We start from the raw sequence: 18,235 nt of genomic DNA, 5'->3' as shown, positions 1-18,235 counted from the left end.
TCTTTTTATTCGATACCTCAAGTCCTTTGCCTTCAATTTCCTATGTCATCTTACTTAAATTTTTTCCTAAAATCTTTATAATAGTACTTATATGCAAAAAAATGAGGGGGATCAAGTTTGACACTTGAAATACTAAAAAAATTTAATATAGAGCAGTTTCAAAATGATTTAATTGGTTGGTTTGAAGAGGAGCAGCGCGACTTACCATGGAGAAAAAATAAAGATCCATACCGCGTTTGGGTTTCTGAGATTATGTTACAGCAAACAAGAGTAGAAGCCGTAAAACCATATTACGCAAATTTTATGGGGAAGTTTCCTACACTTGAAGCGTTAGCGAACGCAGATGATGAAGAAGTATTAAAAGCATGGGAAGGTTTAGGATATTATTCTAGAGCACGTAATTTACATGCGGCAGTAAAAGAGGTAAAAGAAGTATACGGCGGGGTTGTACCAAGTGATGTAAAGAAAATTGAAAAGTTAAAAGGAGTCGGACCATATACAAAAGGTGCTATTTTAAGTATTGCATATGGTATACCAGAGCCGGCAGTTGATGGAAATGTTATGCGTGTATTATCTCGCATTTTATCAGTATGGGATGATATTGCAAAACCGAAGACTCGAAAAGTTTTTGAAGAGATTGTGCGTGAAATTATTTCAGTAGAAAACCCATCTTATTTTAATCAGGGATTGATGGAATTAGGTGCACTGATTTGTATTCCTAAAAATCCATCGTGCTTACTTTGTCCTGTACGTGAGCATTGCAGAGGATATGCTGAAGGTGTTCAAAAAGAATTACCAGTAAAAAGTAAAGCGAAAGCTCCTAAAATGGTACCTATTGTTGCAGGAGTACTTCAAACTGAAGACGGTCGTTACGTTATTAATAAACGTCCAAGTACAGGTTTGTTAGCTAATATGTGGGAGTTTCCTAATGCTGAACTTGGAGAAGGTATTCGAAATCAGAAGGAACAGCTTATAGATTATATGAAAGAAAAATTTGAACTCGCGGTTTCTATTGATGAATATGCAATGAATGTACAACATACGTTTACACATCGTACTTGGGATATATTTGTATTTTATGGAAAGGTAACTGGCAATATTGTTGATACAGATACATTGAAATTTGTATCGAAAGAAGCATTTGAGCAATTACCTTTTTCGAAATCGCATCGTACTATTTACGAAAATTGCGTGGAGAAAATTACAATACAATAAATAAAAAAGTGTTCCCAATCTAGGGAACACTTTTTTAGTCGTAAGAAATTTTTGTCCCATGAGTCCAACTAGCTTCACCTTCTTGTAAGCCGCCTCTTGATTCAATTTCTACTACAATTTCTTTGTAAATACTTTGACCTTCTGCATTTAAATAAGGCAGAATCTGTTGTAGTGAGTGATGAAAATAAGCTAATTCATCTTCTTTCCATTCATGTTTTGAAACCATTGTTAGTTCAGTCATATCGCGTCCTATATACATATTTCCACCTCCATTTCTTATAGTTTGAATAAGTAACAAAAGATATATGCGGAAATTATTCAAAATAAAATTACGGATAGCCTCTAAGTGAATTGGTTACATTATTGGTTGTGGAGGTGAGAAAGATGAGTAAAAAACAACAAGGTTATAACAAGGCAACTTCTGGTGCTAGCATTCAAAGTACAAATGCTAGTTATGGTACAGAGTTTGCGACTGAAACAAATGTACAAGCAGTAAAACAAGCAAACGCACAATCAGAAGCAAAGAAAGCACAAGCTTCTGGTGCACAAAGTGCAAACGCTAGCTATGGTACAGAATTTGCAACTGAAACAGACGTGCATGCTGTGAAAAAACAAAATGCTAAGTCAGCTGCAAAACAATCACAATCTTCTAGTTCAAACGAGTAATGAAAGAAAAACACTTCTCCAATTCGAGAGAAGTGTTTTCTTTGTGTGTGGATCTTTGTAATGAAAAGAAAATGAACGACATAACTTCTAATAAGTCAACAAATGTAGTCAAAGGAAAAGGAAGTTAACAATTAGAAATATGTAATTAGGAATAATAACTGATGAATAAGTCCAAAGGGGGTAAGTAATGAACGATTTTGATAAGTTGGTAGGGGAGCAATTAGAAACGATGGATGAGTTGTTAAAGTTACAAGCACATCTAGAGAAGTATCAACAAATTGAAATGAATGAAAAAGATATGTGCGATAAAAAGGAACTGCATTTTATCCGTCAGGAAATATATAGAACAGAAGTAGCGTTGAAGATGTTACATGAGAAATTTGAAGAACAAACAAATAGTGTAATCCAATCTTTTGCAACTGAAAAAATGATTTCAAATTTAGGATAAGATATATCATTGTCTCAGGTGAAAAGTCCTTCAAATAGAGAAGGGCTTTTTTTATTACATGTCCTCGTTTATCCCGCTATTTGCCGGGCAATAAGACCCCCACCTCAAAATTCAGCGAAAGCAAAGAAGTTAGGTGGGGGGCGGGCTGCCCGTAAAAGCCCGATTGGTGAGGGCTGATTAAAGTTTCACTTTATAAATAATACAATACAATCCTTGTTTCCTGAGAAGATTGGGGATTATTGTATTCAACGATAAACCTCCTGCATATTCAGTGTGGAAAATAGAGTGTTATCCCTTTAGTTTTAAAATTTTGACAAAAAAGTTATAATAGAAAAAAAGTGAATGCCGTTCAAAGGGCATTTGCAGTTGAAAGAAGGGAGCATATATGGGATTTCCCAAAGAAGGAGAAAAAGTACAAATACATAGTTATAAACATAATGGCTCCATTCATAGAATGTGGGAAGAAACAACAATTTTAAAAGGGACACAGAGTCTTGTGATCGGAGCGAATGATCGTACAGTAGTTACAGAATCAGATGGTCGAACATGGATTACGCGCGAACCAGCAATTTGTTATTTTCATGCTAACTATTGGTTTAATGTGATTGGGATGCTTAGGGAGGATGGCGTATATTATTATTGCAATTTAAGCTCACCTTTTGCGTATGATTCTGAAGCATTAAAGTATATTGATTATGATTTAGATATTAAAGTGTATCCAGATATGACATATACGCTTCTAGATGAAGATGAGTATGAAAAACATAGTCAAATTATGCAGTATCCACCTGTTATAGATACAATTTTAAAACGAAATGTAGCACATTTAACACAGTGGATTCATCAAAGAAAAGGTCCATTCGCACCAGATTTCGTAGATATGTGGTATGAACGATATTTAATGTACAGAAATTAAAACAAACCTGCAGGGAATTTCCCGGCAGGTTTGTCCTATTAGAGGGGGGATTATGTGCAGGGCATAAAAAGATATTTACAATTTGTTAAACCATATCGATGGCTTATTGCTATTACAATTATTATTGGACTAGTTAAGTTCGGTATTCCACTTATTATGCCGTGGTTATTAAAGTATATTATCGATGATGTAATTCAAGGGGCGGGTTCACTTCAAGATAAAACATCTCAATTAATAACAGCGATTGGAATTGCTTTTTTTATTTTTGCGGTATTAAGACCACCGATTGAATATTATCGTCAATATTTCGCGCAACGTATCGCAAATACAATACTGTATGATTTGCGGAAGCATATTTTCGGTCACTTACAAAAGTTAAGCTTACGTTATTATTCGAATACGAAAACAGGGGAGATTATTTCACGGGTCATCCATGATGTAGAACAAACGAAAGATTTTGTAATTACAGGTTTGATGAACGTCTGGTTAGATACTGCAACAATTGCTATCGCTATCATTGTTATGTTTTCTATGAATATAAAATTAACATTTGTTGCGTTATTGATTTTACCTATTTATGTAATAGCAGTGAAATATTTTTTCGGACGTCTTCGGAAATTGACGAAAGAGCGTTCACAAGCGTTAGCGACGATGCAAGGGTATTTGCATGAACGTATTCAAGGAATGCAAGTGACACGTAGCTTTGCGTTAGAAGAGTATGAGGGGAAGCAGTTTGAAAAAAGAAATAATGAATTTTTAACGAAAGCATTAAACCATACAAGTTGGACGGCGAGAACATTTTCGGCAGTAAATACGTTAACCGATTTAGGTCCGTTACTTGTGATTGGTTTTGCAGCATATGAAGTAATTCAGGGGCAGTTAACGCTAGGGACGATGGTAGCCTTTGTTGGATATATGGATAGTTTATATAGTCCGCTTCGCCGCCTTGTTAATTCATCTACAACATTGACACAATCTTTTGCATCGATGGATCGTGTGTTTGAACTGTTAGATGAAAAATACGATATTGTTAATGTGCCAAATGCGATACAAACGGAAAAATTAAATGGAGAAATTGTATTTGATAATGTTTCTTTTCGTTATAATGCAGATGAAAAAGAGATATTACACAACTTGTCATTAACTATGCAGTCTGGAGAGAAAGTAGCGCTTGTAGGAGCGAGTGGAGGAGGGAAGTCATCTCTTGCTAGTTTGATCCCGCGTTTCTATGATGTTTCTGAAGGCACGGTTTATGTAGATGGCATAGATGTAAGGAAGTATAATATGAGAAATTTACGTAGTAATATTGGAATTGTACTGCAAGATAATTTATTGTTTAGCGATACAATTGAAGCTAATATTTTATATGGAAATCCGAAAGCTACAGAGAAAGAAGTGATTGCAGCTGCCAAAGCTGCGCAAATTCATGATTTTATTATAGATTTACCAGATGGTTATAATACTGTCGTTGGAGAACGTGGTGTGAAGCTATCGGGTGGGCAAAGGCAACGCGTGGCAATTGCACGCGTATTTCTAAAGAATCCGTCGGTACTTATATTGGATGAAGCAACTTCGGCTTTAGATTTAGAAAATGAAAGGTATATTCAAGAGGCGCTTCAGACGTTAGCTGCTGACCGGACAACGATTATAATTGCACATCGATTAGCGACAATTACGCATGTTGATACGATCATTTATATTGAAGACGGTCAGATTAAAGAAACCGGTTCTCATGAAGAGTTAATGCGAAAAAGAGGATTTTATTATAATTTATATCAACTTCAACATATAACAGAAACAGCTCCTTTAGCATAAAAGGAGCTGCTTTTTTATTCGTCTTCTTTTTTATCATCGATTTGGAGTTCTTTTTCTGGTTTATGGTATGTGTAGAAGCTATCTACAAGTAAATCTAAATGCTCTACTTCTTCACTATAGTTAATGATGGAAGAAATAAGAGGGAAGAGATGTAACCATGTTTTATATGCTTCTTCATCGTCCTTGTTTTGATATTCCATAAAGATATCAATTAATTCTTGTTTACCTGTTTCAACTTCATCAAGCATTTCAACTGATTGTTGTTTTTTTGCTTTACCAATGAATTTTAATAAAACTTGTTCATGATAATGCGTTAATGAATCAAGTTCGTTTTGGATAGATTCCTGAAATTCTTCCGGCATGTAGCGTAGTTCATTTTCAGTACGGTGTAATGATTTTAACGTACTTAAAGCACGGCTTGTTGTCGCTAACATTTGTCTGAATAAAACGAGCTTACGAATTTTTGCGAACTTTACTTTTTTCGTGTAGCTTCTTTCTTCTTTATACAGCAAATAGTAATGATTTAGTTTGATCATTTTTTCTTTCATACGATCAATATCAGTTTTTAGCGTTGTAAAATCAGAAGCCTGCCTGCTATTCATTCGAATCCATTTTACAATTTCTTCTGTATTATCAACGATACGATGATAAAGTTTTGTTTCATATTTCGGCGGCATAAATACTAAATTTACAAGTGAAGCTGCAATAATACCAATCATAATTGTCGCAAATCGAAGTAAGGCAAAACTAAAGAAGTCTTCGCCTTGATACTCCATAATGGCGATAACTGTTACTAAAGCAATTGATATTGTGTTTTCTAATCGTAATTGCAGTGTAAGAGCAATTACTAATATACATGTTAATCCAATAATAAAAGGATTATGTCCAAAAGCAGTAGCAAATGCGATAGCAAATATCGCACCGATTACATTTGCTTGAATCTGTTCAAGTGCGGTTAAATAAGAACGGTATACAGACGGTTGAACAGCAAAGATAGCTGAAATTCCCGCAAATACCGGACTCGGTAATTGAAGTAAAATACAAGCAAATAAAGCTAACGTGATGGCAATACCCGTTTTTAAAATGCGAGCACCAAGTTTCATACCCTTAATAAGATCCTTTCTCTTGTCATAATGAATGTACAACATGATACTATACATTCATTACAATATGTTAGCAAGTGATATTTTAGTGACGTTAAAAGAAATTAGTATTCATTTTATCCGGCTAATTGCGAACAGTAAGATTCCCGCCTCTAAATTCAGTAGCTGGATGCCGGTAAACGCTCAATTGCTGTAGGCTAATTAAAGTTTCACTTTATAATTTTTCCTAATTTCTTTTAAACATCAGTTTTTAGTAAAAAGACCTGCTGAATTTCAGCAGGTCTCAAATTGTTACTATAGATTACTATGAGAAGTGTACTTCGTCAATTTTTTCTTAATAATGAAAATTACTCATGTTACTCTGTTGAGATAGATGGATCTGCCTGTTCTTTTTTTGGGATAATTTCAAAAAACTGGTTCTGTATATCATCTAATAATGGGGTTAACAAAGCAACTTCCTCATATTGCTCATGCTCGTTTAGTACACGAATATAGTCTAGCAATAATTCAGTTACATCTTTCAAACCATTTTTACTAATTGATTGTAATGTAACATTTGCCCCTTTTGCAATTCTTCTTTTTAAGGCCTGTTCTGTTAAGCCTAAGTTTGAATCATGACGCAAATAAACAACACCGCCAGTCATGCCAGCGCAAATCCATGGACCAGGGTCACCTAAAACAAGCGCTCGCCCATTTGTCATATATTCAAAAGCAAAACCTTTAATATTGGAGTATGCACCTATATTTCCTTGCTCTTTTTCACGGAGTGGTTTTGTTATTCTACCTCCAATGATCATGTCTGCCCCAGAAAGGCGAATGCCAGCACGAGCATCAGCGTTCCCTTGCACGTATAGTGCCCCTTTTTGTGCCCCATATCCAAATCCTTTTCCGACAGAACCGTTATAATATACTCCGTCTTTTCCTTTTGATTTCGTTATATAAATACCACCACCAAAGGAAGTTTTACCAATGCCATCTTGTGCGCCGCCATTTACGTGTATAAATAAATTTTCACTATTGTAAGCACCTAACCCATTTCCAGGGATAGAACCATTCGTATACTTTAATGTAAGTGGTTCAAGTTGAGTAGCTTCATATAGTTTACTGCGAACGCGATAACATGATTCTAGACCGCCCATAACGCGTTGCTCTACACCAACGCCTACTAATTCTTTTGAGTCAGCGGAATGAACTGTTTTAAATTGTTTTTCTGGTACGTCTTTTGTTGTTGTAACAGATGGATGTTCTATTATTTGTAGTAAATTACATAAGTTTAATAAATTTTCGCCCCGAACTTGCTCTAATAAATCAGAACGCCCGACAATTGCTTGTAAATTTGTATACCCAAGCTGTCCTGTTAATCGTTTTAGTTCTACACCGAAAGAGGTGAATAAATTTAGCAGGCCAGCAACTGCGCTTTCTAATTCGCGTGGGACGAAGCGGCGTAATCCATGTTCTTTTGCCTGTGCTTCAGACTCAATTTGTGTCGCAATTCCAACATGGCAAGTATCTAGATGGCACCCACGGCAAGTAGTACAGCCGATTGCAATCATTGACAGTGTGCCAAATCCAATACGGTTTGCTCCGAGGAGCATGATTTTCAAGGCATCATTTACACTTCGAATACCACCATCTGCCCAAATCTCTACTTTATGTCTCATGCTCGCTTCTAATAAAGCGTTGTGAGCGGCTTTAACACCAATTTCTACAGGAAGACCTACATGTTGCAAGGCGTGAATACGTGCAGCACCTGTTCCACCATCGAATCCGCTAATGTTAATAAAATCAGCACCAGCTTTGGCGATACCGACAGCAATTGTTCCGATATTAGGAACAACAGGGACTTTCACGGCTACTTTGGCAAGTTGATTAGCTGTTTTAATTTCCGTAATCATTTGAGCTAAATCTTCAATTGAATAAATATCATGGTTGTTAGAAGGTGAAATTAAATCTGAGCCGATTGTCGCATTACGTGCTTCAGCGATTTTGGCTGTCACTTTTGAACCAGGTAAATGCCCACCTTCACCAGGCTTTGCGCCTTGACCGATTTTGATTTCAATTAAATTCGATGAGTTTAGTAGTTCGGCATTTACTCCAAATCGCCCAGATGCCACTTGTTGTCCGCGTGTATGTGGGTATTTCCCGATCATATCTTTAATTTCGCCGCCTTCACCGTTCAAGCTAATCATATTTAGCTGATCGGCCGCTTCTGCATATGCGCGAAAGGCAATTTCGTTTTGAGAACCAAATGACATAGAACTAATAATAAATGGTAAATTATGATTTTGAATGCCGATAGATACTTCTTCAGTTGGAACGACATGTTTTGTTTGTTTCGTTTGAACAAGGTGTCTGATTGCGATTGGATTATTCTCTTCTAGTTCACTTAACTTGTCACGGTAGTCATCATAAGGATTTCCTTTTGCAACATCGCCGATTGCTTTCCAAATTCGCGGGAATATATGAAATGATTTTCGCATTCTAATTTTAGGATTGTTATAATCCTCTGCTCGTATTTTTGCATCTTCAGCAAGTGATTCAAGTGAAAAAGCTAAATCATTTGAACCGAAGAAATTTGTGATTTGTAATATATTTGCAATTTCCTCATGTAACCCAATAGATGAATAGAGACGTCCGTAACCACGTAACTCATGAATTCCAATTGTTGAAATGACTTTTTCTAATCCTTTATTAAGTGCATTATACAGATTCGTAATTGGTGTTTTTGTTCCATCACTTACAGTCGCGAATAATAAATATGGATTAATACTATCTGCTCCTAATCCATATAGCGTGACAATGTCATGTAAGGAGCGAAGGGCACCAGAACGTATAACGAGAGAACAATTGCGGCGTAATTTATTTTCACTTAATTCTTGATGTACTTTCGCGGTAACTAAATGTGGATCAATCCACAAGCGTTCATTTAGATGGGCTTTTGCGTCATCTAATACTAGTAGGGAAGCACCATTGTTAACAGCAGCTATCGCTTCAGAACTAATGCGGCTTAATGCACATTGCAGGGTTTCTGACGAGCTGAATGTAGCAGAGATTGTGGCAATAGAGTTATGAGTCCTAAATAACGCTGTGAGTTGTTCGTACGTAATTGTGTGTAATTCCTCTGCAATAGGTTGTGCCACGCTGCCTTCTAAAATAATTGGTGAAAGCATTTCAACTACAAATGGCCGTTTTGCGCCGCTTAATAAACTTGGACGCTCTCCAAGTACAGTACGTGTAGAGAAGTGTTCAATTTCACGGTCACGGTCAATTGCTGGGTTTGTAACAACAGCTACACTTTCTTTAATAAAGTCAGCGATATTTCGTCTATCAGTATCAAGTGCGGCAAGTGGTGAGTCATGCCCAAGTGAGCGTATTGGTTCAACACCTTTTGTTGCCATCTGTTCAAGAAGCTGAATATGTTCTCGGTCCCATCCGAAAGCGACGTATTGTTTCGTTTCAACTTGAACAAAATCACATAGCCCTTGGATTTTTTGCGTTTCAGGGATAGATAAATTTAAATGATAATTGGTAGTATCAATTCGCTTTTTAAAACGGTTATATACTTGGATTTGATATTTGTCATATTCATAAAGAACAAGTTCATCTTGTTCATTCCATTTTAATCCGACCTTTTCTCCAGGGGCGAGTGGCTTTGGTTCTGCTACATATTTAGTTGGTGATACAACTCCAGGTTCAGAAGAGAAAATATAAGAGCTTTCTGTCTCTACTTTCCATACTGGGCGTAATCCAAGGGAATCAACGCTGAAAACAGCTTCATCTTTAAAACGGGAAATGATGCCAGCTGGTCCTTGTGCAAAATGTCCCCATGCTTCACGTATATACGTATATAAATCTTGTAAAGGTGTTTCATAAAGTTTAATTTCATTAATAATTGGTGGAAATAGTATTTCCATTGCTTCAAATAAACTGTAGTCGTATTGAACAAGTAGGGTTTCTAAGGTGCGGTTTAAATCTTGAGAGTCACTGCCTCCAGCAGTAAGTGGTACATCAATCATTTCAGCTTGATCGCGTAATTTTGCGATTGTGTTAATTTCACCATTATGTCCGAGAATACTAAATGGTTGTACACGAAAAAAATTAGATAATGTATTAGTAGAGTAGCGGTTATGTCCTAATGTCATAGTTGAAGCGATAAGTGGATGTTGTAAATCATTATAGTAGGCAACAAGTGTATCACCAGCACCTAGAACTTTATATACAACATGATCACGACTTAATGAAGCAACATGAATTGCTTCGTTTTCCTCTATTTTTATTGTGACAGAAAATAATGTTTGCTCAATATTTGTAATTTCATTTTCTGCGATAAGGGCAACTTGCCAAAATAAAGGTTCTTCTTGTTTACCGAGTGGACCGAGCGCATCTGAGTTTGTTACATCATCACTTTCGAAAATGATAGTAAAGTTTTTGTTGTTTAATTGCGTACGAATATAATCTTTTAAGGCAGTAATGTTTTCTTTTTTATTTAGAAAAAAATGTCCAACGATAAAGTGGGGATGATCCACAATCGTTGGATTATATCCACTACTTTTTAGTTTTTCATTCCAAAGCGTTTTTGGTACATCAATGTGAATGCCGATGCCATCGCCCTCGCCATTAATGAAACCAGCTCTATGATTCATTTTGACGAGTGATTGTATGCAAAGGTCAATGTTTTCTTTTGTAGGAATTTTTCGTTTCTCCATAACGGAAACGATTCCACACGCATCATGTTCTGCATTTCTATAATCTCGAAATAAAGACGGTGTCCATGTATTTGTTTTATTGAGCATCCGTCAATCCCCCCTCTTGTAAAAGTTAGAATAATCTTACTATTTAAGGTGTGAATCACCTTGTACACAGAGATAGTAATGATGTAAAAGAATATAAAACAGATAATTATGAATAATTATACTATTAATGTGGGATTTATGAAATAGAAAAAAGGAAAAAAGAAAGATGTGCTTTCTTTTTTCCTTTTAATGACGAGATTATTTGCTATCTGCTAAAGCAGCAAATGCTCTGCCTACAGCTTCAATTGTATATTCAATATCTTCTTTGGTATGTTCTGTCGTTAAGAACCATGCCTCGTATTTTGAAGGTGCTAAGTTAACTCCTTCTTGAAGCATTAGCTTGAAGAATTTACCGAACATTTCACCGTCTGTATCTTGTGCTGCATCGTAATCTTCAATTGTATTTGTTGTGAAGTATACAGTTAAAGCGCCTTTTAGACGGTTTAATGTAATATCGATATTATGTTTTGCAGCTTGCTCTAAAATTCCTTTTTCAAGCATGGCACCAAGTTCATCTAATTTCTCATAAAGTCTTTCTTGTTGAAGAACTTCTAGACAAGCAATACCAGATGCCATAGAAGCAGGATTTCCTGCCATTGTACCTGCTTGATATGCAGGGCCAAGCGGAGCAACTTGTTCCATAATTTCTTTCTTACCACCGTAAGCACCGATTGGAAGTCCGCCGCCAATAACTTTACCAAGAGCTGTTAAGTCTGGTGTTACGCCAAGTAAATCTTGAGCACCACCGTACATGAAGCGGAAAGCGGTAATAACTTCATCATAAATTACTAGTGCGCCAGCTTCATGAACAAGTTCATTCACTTTCTCAAGGAATCCAGGTTTTGGCTCTACAATACCGAAGTTTCCAACAATCGGTTCTACAAGAATAGCCGCTACTTCATGTCCCCATTTATCTAACGCTTCTTTTAAAGTTTCTACATTATTAAATGGAACAGTAATAACTTCTTGAGCGATACTTTGTGGTACGCCGGCTGAGTCAGGTGTTCCTAGTGTAGAAGGACCAGATCCAGCTGCTACAAGTACTAAATCAGAATGACCGTGGTAACAACCAGCAAATTTCATGATTTTTGTGCGGCCTGTGTAAGCACGAGCAACACGAATTGTCGTCATTACTGCTTCAGTACCAGAGTTTACAAAGCGTACTTTATCTAAAGCAGGCATTGCCTCTTTTAACATTTTTGCAAATTTTACTTCTAGCGCTGTTGGTGTTCCGTAAAGTACACCATTTTCAGCAGCTGTTGTAATTGCTTTTGTGATGTGCGGGTGAGCATGTCCAGTAATAATAGGACCGTATGCTGCTAAATAATCGATATATTTATTTCCGTCTACATCCCAGAAATAAGCACCTTTTCCACGTTCCATAGCAACAGGAGCGCCACCGCCAACTGCTTTAAAAGAACGAGAAGGACTATTAACGCCGCCAACGATATGTTCTAAAGCTTCTTTATGTAATGCTTCTGATTTTGTGAATTTCACTACCATTCATCTCCTTACAAAAATCTATGTATTATTCTAACATGTTTTTCGAAAAGACGTATTGTTTGTGATAGAGAAGGCAGTTGGGTAAACTATTCGTTGTGACATTTAGGAGGGGGGTCCGATTATGAAATCGGTAATTGAGGTACAAGGGTTACGTAAAGAATTTACAGCCTATTCAAGTCGTCCGGGTTTAAAGGGTGCATTTCGCGATTTATTAAATCGTAATTATAAAATAGTACCAGCAGTAAATGATGTATCTTTTACTGTAAAACAAGGTGAGATGGTTGGTTATATCGGTGAGAACGGTGCTGGTAAATCAACAACAATTAAAATGCTTACGGGGATTTTGACTCCGACATCAGGAGAGATTTTAGTAAATGGGATGAACCCACATAAGCAGAGAGAAGAATTTGTAAGAACCATTGGTGTTGTTTTCGGTCAACGTTCACAACTTTGGTGGGATATTGCTGTACAAGAATCTTTTCGTTTATTAAAAAAAGTGTACGGTGTATCAGACGCTCAGTATAAAGAGCATATGGAACACGTGATTGAAACGTTAGATATTGGTCCTTTATTAGATAAGCCAGTTCGAAAGTTATCTCTAGGTCAAAGAATGCGTTGTGAATTAGCGGCAGCATTAATTCATAACCCACCGTTATTATTTTTAGATGAACCAACAATTGGGCTAGATGTACTTGTGAAATTGAAAATACGTGAATTTTTAAAAGAAATGAATGAACGTTATAAAACAACAATTTTATTAACAACCCATGATATTACTGATATTGAAGCATTATGTGAGCGTGTTATCATGCTGGATGAAGGAAATATTATGTATGACGGTTCTTTAAATAATCTTCGTACGCAGTGGGGAGCAGAGAAGGAAATACATTTTCAGTTTATTGCACCAGTTTCCTATCAGGCTTTATCAATGGTTATGCCAGATAGTCATGTCGTTTGGTCGAAAGCGAAAGAGGAAAACGCGTGGGTTGCAAAAATACCGAATGAAGAAGTTATTATTTCAATGCTTATTTCTAAAGTAGTACAAGCCTTTCAAATTAAAGATTTAAAAATTAATGAAGTGTCTACAGAGGAAATTATTCGTAACATTTATGAAGAAGGTATTAAACATGGGTAAGTATATTGAAATGATTCGAATTCGCTTTTTAATGATGCTTGCGTATCGCACAAATTATTATAGCGGGATTTTAATTTATACGATTAATATCGGTGCGTATTATTTTTTATGGCAAGCAATTTATAGCGGAAAAGAGAACATTGAAAGTTTATCTATTTCGCAAATGACTACGTATATCGCAATTGCGTGGATGGCACGTGCCTTTTATTTTAATAATATAGATAGGGAAATTGCGATGGAGATTCAAGAAGGACGTGTAGCGGTAGAACTGATTCGTCCATATAATTATTTAGGGATGAAAGTGATGCAAGGTCTTGGGGAAGGGATATTTCGTTTTGCATTTTTTTCAATTCCAGGTATGGTTATCGTTACGTTATTATTTTCATTGCAAATTACAACGAATTTTCAAACGTGGTTATATTTCTTCTTGTCTCTAATATTTAGTTTTATTATTAATACACAAATTAATTTAATGACGGGAATGCTCACGTTCTTCCTATTTAATAATAGTGGAATTATGTATGCAAAACGCGTTGTTATTGATTTATTTTCTGGTCTATTATTACCGATTAGTTTTTATCCGTTATGGGCCCAAAAGGCAATGATGTTTTTACCGTTTCAAGCCATTAGTTATATTCCGAGTATGATTTTTTCAGAAGGTATACAAGGAAATAAATTGTATGAGGCATTATTATTCCAAGTAATTTGGGCGATTGTCCTTATTATTCCAATTGTACTTATGTGGAGAACGGCGAGAAAACGTCTAATTGTACAAGGGGGATGATGAGATGATATATATAAAACTATTTTTGCAATATGCAAGCCAATATATAAAAACAAAATTGGAGTATCGGGGCGATTTTATCGTTGGATTACTTTCTGATTTATCACTACAGGCTGTTAATTTAATCTTTATTCTCGTTGTGTTTGGGCATACACAAGCATTAAAAGGCTGGAGTAGAGAAGAAGTAATCTTTATTTATGGTTTCTTTTTAGTGCCGTTTGCCATTTTCTCAGCTTTCTTTAACATATGGGACTTTAATGATCGTTACATTATTAAAGGGGAGATGGATCGTATATTAACGAGACCGATTCATAGCTTGTTTCAAATTATATTAGAAAGAATGGAACTTGAGTCTTTAATTGGGGCCATTACAGGAATGATTGTAATGGGATATGCAGCTGTAGAGTTACAATTATCTTTTTACTGGTATGATTTCTTCTTATTTATATTGATGGTAGGAGGAGGCGCACTTGTATATGGAGGGATATTTGTTACGCTTGCGAGCCTTGGTTTTTGGTCAGATGCGAAAAGTTCAATTATGCCCCTTATGTATAACATAGGTAATTACGGGCGCTATCCTGTTAATATTTATAATCGTGTAATTCGTTTCATTTTAACGTTTGTTTTACCGTTTGCGTTTGTTGGAGTATATCCAGCAGCATACTTTTTAAGAAAAACAGAATGGAATAGTTATGCATTCGCGACGCCAATTGTTGGTGTTATCTGTTTTACGATTGCAATCACTCTTTGGAATCAAGGGGTAAAAAGGTACCGTGGTGCTGGGAATTAATTATAGAAGCTTGTTTGTTTCTAAGGGATAAATCCAATGGTCGTCTCATACATATAAAATGAGGTGGAGGACATGTTATGGGGATTTATTCTATTACTTGCAGCAATCGCTATTTTGAAAAGTGTCCAATTATTATGGAGTTCCTATTCAGATTCAACGCGTTTTTTTTCGCTGTATAATTTGGCCACATTATTTTTAATCTATACAACAGTACTGATCGCGTTTGGATTAAGTTACGTTGTATTAGAGGAAATGGGTTTCGCAGTTTTGAAAGAGGACGGAGAAAGTTTGAACGCTCATTCTTTTCAACTCGTTGAAGTTTGTTTATATTTTAGCGCAGTTACTTTATTGTCTGTTGGATATGGTGACATATCTCCGATTGGAATTGGGCGATGGATTGCAATTGCAGAAGCGCTAATTGGATATACACTCCCTTTTGCTTTTGTGATGAGGTCTGTAATAGACAATGAAAAATAAGGAAGCATTTGTTATAGTAAAGGAAAAGAGTAGGAGTGATAACTATGATTACAGTAGGAGAAATGGCACCGGAATTCACATTAGAGGGAAGTAACGGAGAAGAAGTTAGCCTAGCTGATTTCCGCGGTAAAAATGTAGTTCTCTATTTTTACCCGAAAGATATGACGCCAGGATGTACAACTGAAGCATGTGATTTTCGTGATGCGTATGGAGTATTTCAAGAGAAGGATACGGTTATTCTTGGAGTAAGTCCTGATTCAGCGAATAGACATTTGAAATTCATTGAGAAACATGAATTGCCATTTACACTTTTAGTAGATGAAGATCATAAAGTAGCAGAGTTATATGATGTTTGGAAGCTGAAAAAGAACTTTGGGAAAGAGTATATGGGAATCGAGCGTTCTACATTCCTTATTAATAAAGATGGTGAACTTGTGAAAGAGTGGCGTAAAGTGAAAGTGAAAGGACATATTGAGGATGTTCTTTCTTATATAAAATAAATCTATAGTGGAGATAAAATATGCAGAAACAAGGCAAGTGTCTATACATATTTTACTGCCTTACATAAAGTGGAAGTGTAGGGCATACCTCCTCAGATGATAGTATTCCAAGTGCGATTATGTCGCACTTTTTTCTATGTAATATATGAAGAAAAAGGGAAAGATACATAAAAACAAGCCCTGAATATAAAAATAAACCACATACTTATAGTAGAAATATTGACGATTTATAAGAAAAGGAGTACACTCTTTATAAGAATTATAAAATAATAATCCGTATAGAATCGGGGTGCATGACGGTGGTCAAAGAAGAATTAAAAGAAGCGCTAGAAATGCTGAAAAATACGGGTGTACGCATTACTCCACAGCGTCATGCTATTTTAGAGTACCTTGTGGAATCAATGACGCACCCAACAGCGGATGACATTTATAAAGCATTAGAAGGTAAGTTTCCAAATATGAGTGTTGCAACTGTCTATAATAACTTACGTGTATTTAAAGAGGTTGGACTTGTAAAGGAATTAACTTATGGAGACGCTTCAAGTAGATTTGATTATGTTACAAGTCAACATTATCATGTGATTTGTGAAAAATGTGGTAAGATTGTTGATTTTCCTTATGGAGGTTTGGAACAACTTGAAGAGGAAGCTGCAAAAACGACAGGCTTCGTTATTAATAGTCATCGCTTAGAAATTTATGGCGTTTGTCCAGAGTGTCATAAGGCGTAATATATAATAAAGAAAGAGGCTGACGGCTATACGTCAGCCTCTTTCTTTATTATATAAGGATTAGCGTGAGGTTAATCGGGATTTACAGTGCTAAGTTAGTAAGAAGGGTTAGATAAAAGTTTGTCGAATTTACTTTGTATTGGTGGAAATGAATTCTTGGAGGGGACATTTTGAAGAAATATGAGATTAAAAGTGACATTCCAACATTGGAAGAATATAAATATTTATGTGATTCTGTGGGATGGACTAATTATATGAACTTTGAGGTTGCGGAAATATCACTTCAAAATTCGATTTACTGTATAACAGTCAAGGATAATAATCAAATCATCGGCATGGGGAGAATTGTTGGTGATGGGGCTATCTATTTCTATATTCAAGATATAGTGGTTCATCCAGAGTATCAAAAGAATGGTATTGGAAAGAAAATAATGAATACTTTAGTAGAATACTTAAATCAGAATGCTCCAGATAAAGCATTCATTGGTTTGTTTGCGTCGCAAGGTAAAACGTCATTCTACGAAAAATATGATTTTAAAGATTATTCGCCTAACATGACAGGGATGTTTACTGTTATTTCGAAAAAATAGGTGTAATAAATTTAATAAAACAATTAAAAAGTTGATTTCTTAAGAAATCAACTTTTTAATGAGTTGAAACGTTTGTAGTGTTGCAAACTCGTATTTCCCTTGATACTTATGATTTATAACTCTTCTTATTATACTTTTCATCAAATTCTTTTCCTTCTAGATCTCGATCTAGTGTTAAAGGTTGATTGCAGTGCATACATGCATCGACACGGCCGAGCATTTTTGTTGGCTTATCACAGCTTGGACAAATAATTTGGATAGTCTTAGTAGATAACATACCAATCCAAAAGTAAACGACAGTGCTAGCGATAACAGCTAAAAAGCCAACCATCATAAACGTTGTCATAACAATAATGTTTTCGCGGAAAAAGACACCTAAGTATGCAATGAAGAGGCCGATAAATACTAAACTTAATGCAAAGGTCCGGATTTTATTGATTTTGTTTGAATACTTAATGCTCATTCTCACCACACTCCTATAATAATAATATAACATAAAATTTAGAATTTTCACTCTCGAGTAAATTGATAAAGGGATAAGATATGAAATGGATAGGAGGGGAGCCATGAAGAATGAATGGGTGCTATAATGATTTTTACAGCGATTTTTAAGTTTTTAACGGGATGTGAAATTTTTTTGTAAAAAGTATTGACCCTGTATATACTGCATGATATATTAATAACCGTCGCTGATGCGGAAACGCAGAAAACGACAAAAAAGAAATTGAAAAACTTAGTTGACATTGAAAAATGAAGATGTTAACATAAGGAA

At 35.7% G+C, this 18,235-nt stretch carries 17 protein-coding genes; 12 read left to right on the top strand and 5 right to left on the bottom strand.

What is annotated here, in order from left to right; genetic code table 11:
* Positions 1 to 117 precede the first annotated feature (117 nt).
* Entirely contained in the window at positions 118 to 1,215 is a 1,098-nt protein-coding gene (gene mutY / locus CN409_RS09290) for an A/G-specific adenine glycosylase (protein WP_000171380.1), read from the top strand.
* Between the two features lie 34 nt (positions 1,216 to 1,249).
* Here the strand turns inward: mutY and CN409_RS09285 are convergent, their stop codons facing one another.
* Entirely contained in the window at positions 1,250 to 1,474 is a 225-nt protein-coding gene (locus tag CN409_RS09285; RefSeq protein WP_000275441.1) for a hypothetical protein, read from the bottom strand.
* 125 nt (positions 1,475 to 1,599) lie between these two features.
* Here CN409_RS09285 and CN409_RS09280 point away from each other — a divergent pair, with 125 nt between their 5' ends.
* The 4 genes from CN409_RS09280 to CN409_RS09265 all read left to right on the top strand — a co-directional run bounded on the left by CN409_RS09280 (position 1,600) and on the right by CN409_RS09265 (position 5,060).
* Positions 1,600 to 1,881: a gamma-type small acid-soluble spore protein gene (locus CN409_RS09280; protein WP_000039034.1), complete on the top strand. Its 282-nt coding sequence runs from the start codon at positions 1,600 to 1,602 to the stop codon at positions 1,879 to 1,881.
* Positions 1,882 to 2,068: 187 nt separating this feature from the next.
* Positions 2,069 to 2,329: a YgaB family protein gene (locus CN409_RS09275; RefSeq protein WP_000997574.1), complete on the top strand. Its 261-nt coding sequence runs from the start codon at positions 2,069 to 2,071 to the stop codon at positions 2,327 to 2,329.
* A 385-nt stretch (positions 2,330 to 2,714) separates the two neighbouring features.
* Positions 2,715 to 3,245 carry a nucleoside tri-diphosphate phosphatase gene (ntdP, locus tag CN409_RS09270; protein WP_000506625.1) on the top strand — a complete coding sequence of 177 codons (531 nt, stop codon included), beginning with the start codon at positions 2,715 to 2,717 and terminating at the stop codon, positions 3,243 to 3,245.
* Positions 3,246 to 3,299: 54 nt separating this feature from the next.
* On the top strand, positions 3,300 to 5,060 hold the full coding sequence (locus CN409_RS09265; RefSeq protein WP_001161591.1) for an ABC transporter ATP-binding protein: 1,761 nt from the start codon (positions 3,300 to 3,302) through the stop codon (positions 5,058 to 5,060).
* Positions 5,061 to 5,074: 14 nt separating this feature from the next.
* On the opposite strand, the gene CN409_RS09260 is transcribed toward CN409_RS09265, so the two are convergent.
* The 3 genes from CN409_RS09260 to hemL form a co-directional block, all read right to left on the bottom strand.
* The gene (locus CN409_RS09260) at positions 5,075 to 6,163 is read right to left on the bottom strand and encodes an aromatic acid exporter family protein (protein ID WP_000765787.1); all 1,089 of its coding nucleotides are present in this window, start codon (positions 6,161 to 6,163) and stop codon (positions 5,075 to 5,077) included.
* A 356-nt stretch (positions 6,164 to 6,519) separates the two neighbouring features.
* Positions 6,520 to 10,956: a glutamate synthase-related protein gene (locus tag CN409_RS09255; protein ID WP_000933013.1), complete on the bottom strand. Its 4,437-nt coding sequence runs from the start codon at positions 10,954 to 10,956 to the stop codon at positions 6,520 to 6,522.
* A 198-nt stretch (positions 10,957 to 11,154) separates the two neighbouring features.
* Positions 11,155 to 12,459 (bottom strand): glutamate-1-semialdehyde-2,1-aminomutase, encoded by a 1,305-nt coding sequence (gene hemL, locus CN409_RS09250; RefSeq protein WP_000260537.1) that lies wholly within the window; start codon positions 12,457 to 12,459, stop codon positions 11,155 to 11,157.
* Between the two features lie 121 nt (positions 12,460 to 12,580).
* Between hemL and CN409_RS09245 the strand changes: the two genes are divergently transcribed.
* From CN409_RS09245 to CN409_RS09215, 7 genes are all read left to right on the top strand, one after another.
* A complete protein-coding gene (locus tag CN409_RS09245; RefSeq protein WP_000843649.1) occupies positions 12,581 to 13,594 on the top strand; it encodes an ABC transporter ATP-binding protein in 1,014 nt (337 codons plus the stop codon).
* Positions 13,587 to 14,378 carry an ABC transporter permease gene (locus CN409_RS09240; RefSeq protein WP_000521515.1) on the top strand — a complete coding sequence of 264 codons (792 nt, stop codon included), beginning with the start codon at positions 13,587 to 13,589 and terminating at the stop codon, positions 14,376 to 14,378. Before CN409_RS09245 ends, CN409_RS09240 begins: the two co-directional genes overlap by 8 nt.
* A gap of 4 nt (positions 14,379 to 14,382) precedes the next feature.
* Complete coding sequence (locus CN409_RS09235; RefSeq protein WP_000639350.1) at positions 14,383 to 15,168, top strand: ABC transporter permease; 786 nt, start codon at positions 14,383 to 14,385, stop codon at positions 15,166 to 15,168.
* Between the two features lie 72 nt (positions 15,169 to 15,240).
* The gene (locus tag CN409_RS09230) at positions 15,241 to 15,645 is read left to right on the top strand and encodes a potassium channel family protein (RefSeq protein WP_000964360.1); all 405 of its coding nucleotides are present in this window, start codon (positions 15,241 to 15,243) and stop codon (positions 15,643 to 15,645) included.
* A gap of 44 nt (positions 15,646 to 15,689) precedes the next feature.
* The gene (gene bcp / locus CN409_RS09225; protein ID WP_000633711.1) at positions 15,690 to 16,145 is read left to right on the top strand and encodes a thioredoxin-dependent thiol peroxidase; all 456 of its coding nucleotides are present in this window, start codon (positions 15,690 to 15,692) and stop codon (positions 16,143 to 16,145) included.
* Positions 16,146 to 16,444: 299 nt separating this feature from the next.
* Positions 16,445 to 16,873: a peroxide-responsive transcriptional repressor PerR gene (gene perR / locus CN409_RS09220; RefSeq protein ID WP_000237831.1), complete on the top strand. Its 429-nt coding sequence runs from the start codon at positions 16,445 to 16,447 to the stop codon at positions 16,871 to 16,873.
* 170 nt (positions 16,874 to 17,043) lie between these two features.
* Entirely contained in the window at positions 17,044 to 17,463 is a 420-nt protein-coding gene (locus CN409_RS09215; protein ID WP_000759743.1) for a GNAT family N-acetyltransferase, read from the top strand.
* Between the two features lie 106 nt (positions 17,464 to 17,569).
* Here CN409_RS09215 and CN409_RS09210 read toward each other — a convergent pair whose 3' ends face one another.
* On the bottom strand, positions 17,570 to 17,926 hold the full coding sequence (locus tag CN409_RS09210; RefSeq protein WP_000025067.1) for a YgzB family protein: 357 nt from the start codon (positions 17,924 to 17,926) through the stop codon (positions 17,570 to 17,572).
* Positions 17,927 to 18,235 lie beyond the last annotated feature (309 nt).

The sequence above is a fragment of the Bacillus sp. AFS012607 genome (assembly GCF_002558005.1).
Taxonomy (GTDB): domain Bacteria; phylum Bacillota; class Bacilli; order Bacillales; family Bacillaceae_G; genus Bacillus_A; species Bacillus_A thuringiensis_S.
The sequence above is the reverse complement of the archived record's forward strand: the minus strand, read 5'-3'. Positions and strand labels throughout refer to the sequence as shown.

Coding starts and splice junctions, on each gene's coding strand:
- CN409_RS09285 (WP_000275441.1), bottom strand. CDS start 1,474: ATGTATATAGGACGCGATATGACTGAACTAACAATGGTTTCAAAACAT.
- CN409_RS09280 (WP_000039034.1), top strand. CDS start 1,600: ATGAGTAAAAAACAACAAGGTTATAACAAGGCAACTTCTGGTGCTAGC.
- CN409_RS09275 (WP_000997574.1), top strand. CDS start 2,069: ATGAACGATTTTGATAAGTTGGTAGGGGAGCAATTAGAAACGATGGAT.
- ntdP (WP_000506625.1), top strand. CDS start 2,715: ATGGGATTTCCCAAAGAAGGAGAAAAAGTACAAATACATAGTTATAAA.
- CN409_RS09260 (WP_000765787.1), bottom strand. CDS start 6,163: ATGAAACTTGGTGCTCGCATTTTAAAAACGGGTATTGCCATCACGTTA.
- CN409_RS09255 (WP_000933013.1), bottom strand. CDS start 10,956: ATGCTCAATAAAACAAATACATGGACACCGTCTTTATTTCGAGATTAT.
- hemL (WP_000260537.1), bottom strand. CDS start 12,459: ATGGTAGTGAAATTCACAAAATCAGAAGCATTACATAAAGAAGCTTTA.
- CN409_RS09245 (WP_000843649.1), top strand. CDS start 12,581: ATGAAATCGGTAATTGAGGTACAAGGGTTACGTAAAGAATTTACAGCC.
- CN409_RS09240 (WP_000521515.1), top strand. CDS start 13,587: ATGGGTAAGTATATTGAAATGATTCGAATTCGCTTTTTAATGATGCTT.
- CN409_RS09235 (WP_000639350.1), top strand. CDS start 14,383: ATGATATATATAAAACTATTTTTGCAATATGCAAGCCAATATATAAAA.
- CN409_RS09230 (WP_000964360.1), top strand. CDS start 15,241: ATGTTATGGGGATTTATTCTATTACTTGCAGCAATCGCTATTTTGAAA.
- bcp (WP_000633711.1), top strand. CDS start 15,690: ATGATTACAGTAGGAGAAATGGCACCGGAATTCACATTAGAGGGAAGT.
- CN409_RS09210 (WP_000025067.1), bottom strand. CDS start 17,926: ATGAGCATTAAGTATTCAAACAAAATCAATAAAATCCGGACCTTTGCA.